The sequence below is a fragment of the Sporosarcina quadrami genome (assembly GCF_014836615.1).
GTDB classification, from domain to species: Bacteria; Bacillota; Bacilli; order Bacillales_A; family Planococcaceae; genus Sporosarcina; species Sporosarcina quadrami.
In genome coordinates this window covers 1-2,984 of sequence record NZ_JACSQN010000035.1, presented here as the reverse complement: position 1 = coordinate 2,984, position 2,984 = coordinate 1, and the positions used below count along the sequence as shown (strand labels likewise).

The 2,984-nt window shown below is 53.1% G+C and carries 1 rRNA gene; it reads right to left on the bottom strand.

From position 1 onward, the window contains the following. Positions 1–2,934 (bottom strand): 23S ribosomal RNA (locus tag H9649_RS17680). Between the last annotated feature and the right edge of the window lie 50 nt (positions 2,935–2,984).

Below are 2,984 nucleotides of genomic sequence, written 5' to 3'. Positions count from 1 at the left end.
TAGGTTAAGTCCTCGATCGATTAGTATCCGTCAGCTGCACGTGTCGCCACGCTTCCACCCCGGACCTATCTACCTCATCTTCTTTGAGGGATCTTACTTACTTGCGTAATGGGAAATCTCATCTCGAGGGGGGCTTCATGCTTAGATGCTTTCAGCATTTATCCCGTCCATACATAGCTACCCAGCGATGCCTTTGGCAAGACAACTGGTACACCAGCGGTATGTCCATCCCGGTCCTCTCGTACTAAGGACAGCTCCTCTCAAATTTCCTGCGCCCGCGACGGATAGGGACCGAACTGTCTCACGACGTTCTGAACCCAGCTCGCGTACCGCTTTAATGGGCGAACAGCCCAACCCTTGGGACCGACTACAGCCCCAGGATGCGATGAGCCGACATCGAGGTGCCAAACCTCCCCGTCGATGTGGACTCTTGGGGGAGATAAGCCTGTTATCCCCGGGGTAGCTTTTATCCGTTGAGCGATGGCCCTTCCATGCGGAACCACCGGATCACTAAGCCCGTCTTTCGACCCTGCTCGACTTGTAGGTCTCGCAGTCAAGCTCCCTTATGCCTTTGCACTCTACGAATGATGTCCAACCATTCTGAGGGAACCTTTGGGCGCCTCCGTTACTCTTTAGGAGGCGACCGCCCCAGTCAAACTGTCCACCTGACACTGTCTCCTGCCCGGATCACGGGCAAGGGTTAGAAGTCCAATACAGCCAGGGTAGTATCCCACCATTGCCTCCTCCGAAGCTGGCGCTCCGGAATCAAAGGCTCCTACCTATCCTGTACAGGCTGCACCGGAATTCAATATCAGGCTACAGTAAAGCTCCACGGGGTCTTTCCGTCCTGTCGCGGGTAATGCGCATCTTCACGCATATTATAATTTCACCGAGTCTCTCGTTGAGACAGTGCCCAGATCGTTACGCCTTTCGTGCGGGTCGGAACTTACCCGACAAGGAATTTCGCTACCTTAGGACCGTTATAGTTACGGCCGCCGTTTACTGGGGCTTCAATTCGAAGCTTCGCTTGCGCTGACCTCTCCTCTTAACCTTCCAGCACCGGGCAGGCGTCAGCCCCTATACGTCACCTTACGGTTTTGCAGAGACCTGTGTTTTTGCTAAACAGTCGCCTGGGCCTATTCACTGCGGCTCTCTCGGGCTTTAACACCCTACCAGAGCACCCCTTCTCCCGAAGTTACGGGGTCATTTTGCCGAGTTCCTTAACGAGAGTTCTCTCGATCACCTTAGAATTCTCTTCTCGCCTACCTGTGTCGGTTTGCGGTACGGGCACCTCCCGCCTCGCTAGAGGCTTTTCTTGGCAGTGTGAAATCAGGGACTCCAGGGAATTATTCCCCTTGCCATCACAGCTCAATGTTATAGAAACGGGATTTGCCTCGTTTCACACCTCACTGCTTAGACGCGCATGACCAACAGCGCGCTCACCCTATCCTTCTGCGTCCCCCCATTGCTCAAACGGCGGGGAGGTGGTACAGGAATATCAACCTGTTATCCATCGTCTACGCCTTTCGGCCTCGACTTAGGTCCCGACTGACCCTGAGCGGACGAGCCTTCCTCAGGAAACCTTAGGCATTCGGTGGAAGGGATTCTCACCCTTCTTTCGCTACTCATACCGGCATTCTCACTTCCAAGCGCTCCACCAGTCCTTACGATCTAGCTTCAACGCCCTTGGAACGCTCTCCTACCACTGACACCAAAGGTGTCAATCCGCAGTTTCGGTGATCCGTTTAGCCCCGGTACATTTTCGGCGCAACGCCATTCGACCAGTGAGCTATTACGCACTCTTTAAATGGTGGCTGCTTCTAAGCCAACATCCTGGTTGTCTGGACAGCGTCACATCCTTTTCCACTCAACGGATACTTGGGGACCTTAACTGGCGGTCTGGGCTGTTTCCCTCTCGACTACGGATCTTATCACCCGCAGTCTGACTCCCAAACATAAATCATCGGCATTCGGAGTTTGTCTGAATTCGGTAACCCGGGATGGGCCCCTAGTCCAAACAGTGCTCTACCTCCGAGATTCTAACGTTTGAGGCTAGCCCTAAAGCTATTTCGGAGAGAACCAGCTATCTCCAGGTTCGATTGGAATTTCACCGCTACCCACACCTCATCCCCGCACTTTTCAACGTACGTGGGTTCGGGCCTCCAGTAAGTGTTACCTTACCTTCACCCTGGACATGGGTAGATCACCTGGTTTCGGGTCTACGACCTCATACTCATGCGCCCTATTCAGACTCGCTTTCGCTGCGGCTCCGCATTCGCTGCTTAACCTTGCATGAAATCGTAACTCGCCGGTTCATTCTACAAAAGGCACGCCATCACCCATTAACGGGCTCTGACAACTTGTAGGCACACGGTTTCAGGATCTATTTCACTCCCCTTCCGGGGTGCTTTTCACCTTTCCCTCACGGTACTGGTACACTATCGGTCACTAGAGAGTATTTAGCCTTGGGAGATGGTCCTCCCGGATTCCGACGGAATTTCACGTGTTCCGCCGTACTCAGGATCCACTCTGGAGGGGATGGACTTTCGACTACGGGGCTTTTACCCGCTCTGGCGGACCTTTCCAGGTCGCTTCGTCTAATCCAGCCTTTTGTAACTCCGTATAGAGTGTCCTACAACCCCAGGAAGCAAGCTTCCTGGTTTGGGCTCTTCCCGTTTCGCTCGCCGCTACTAAGGGAATCGATTTTTCTTTCTCTTCCTCCGGGTACTTAGATGTTTCAGTTCTCCGGGTGTGCCTCGTTTACGCTATGTATTCACGTAAACGTACTGCCCCATTAAAGGCAGTGGGTTTCCCCATTCGGAAATCTTCGGATCAAAGCTTACTTACAGCTCCCCGAAGCATATCGGTGTTAGTGCCGTCCTTCTTAGGCTTCTAGTGCCAAGGCATCCGCCGTGCGCCCTTTCTAACTTAACCTTTTCGGTTTTCATTCAGCTGTGAGGCATCCTGAATTCCATAAGTGATCA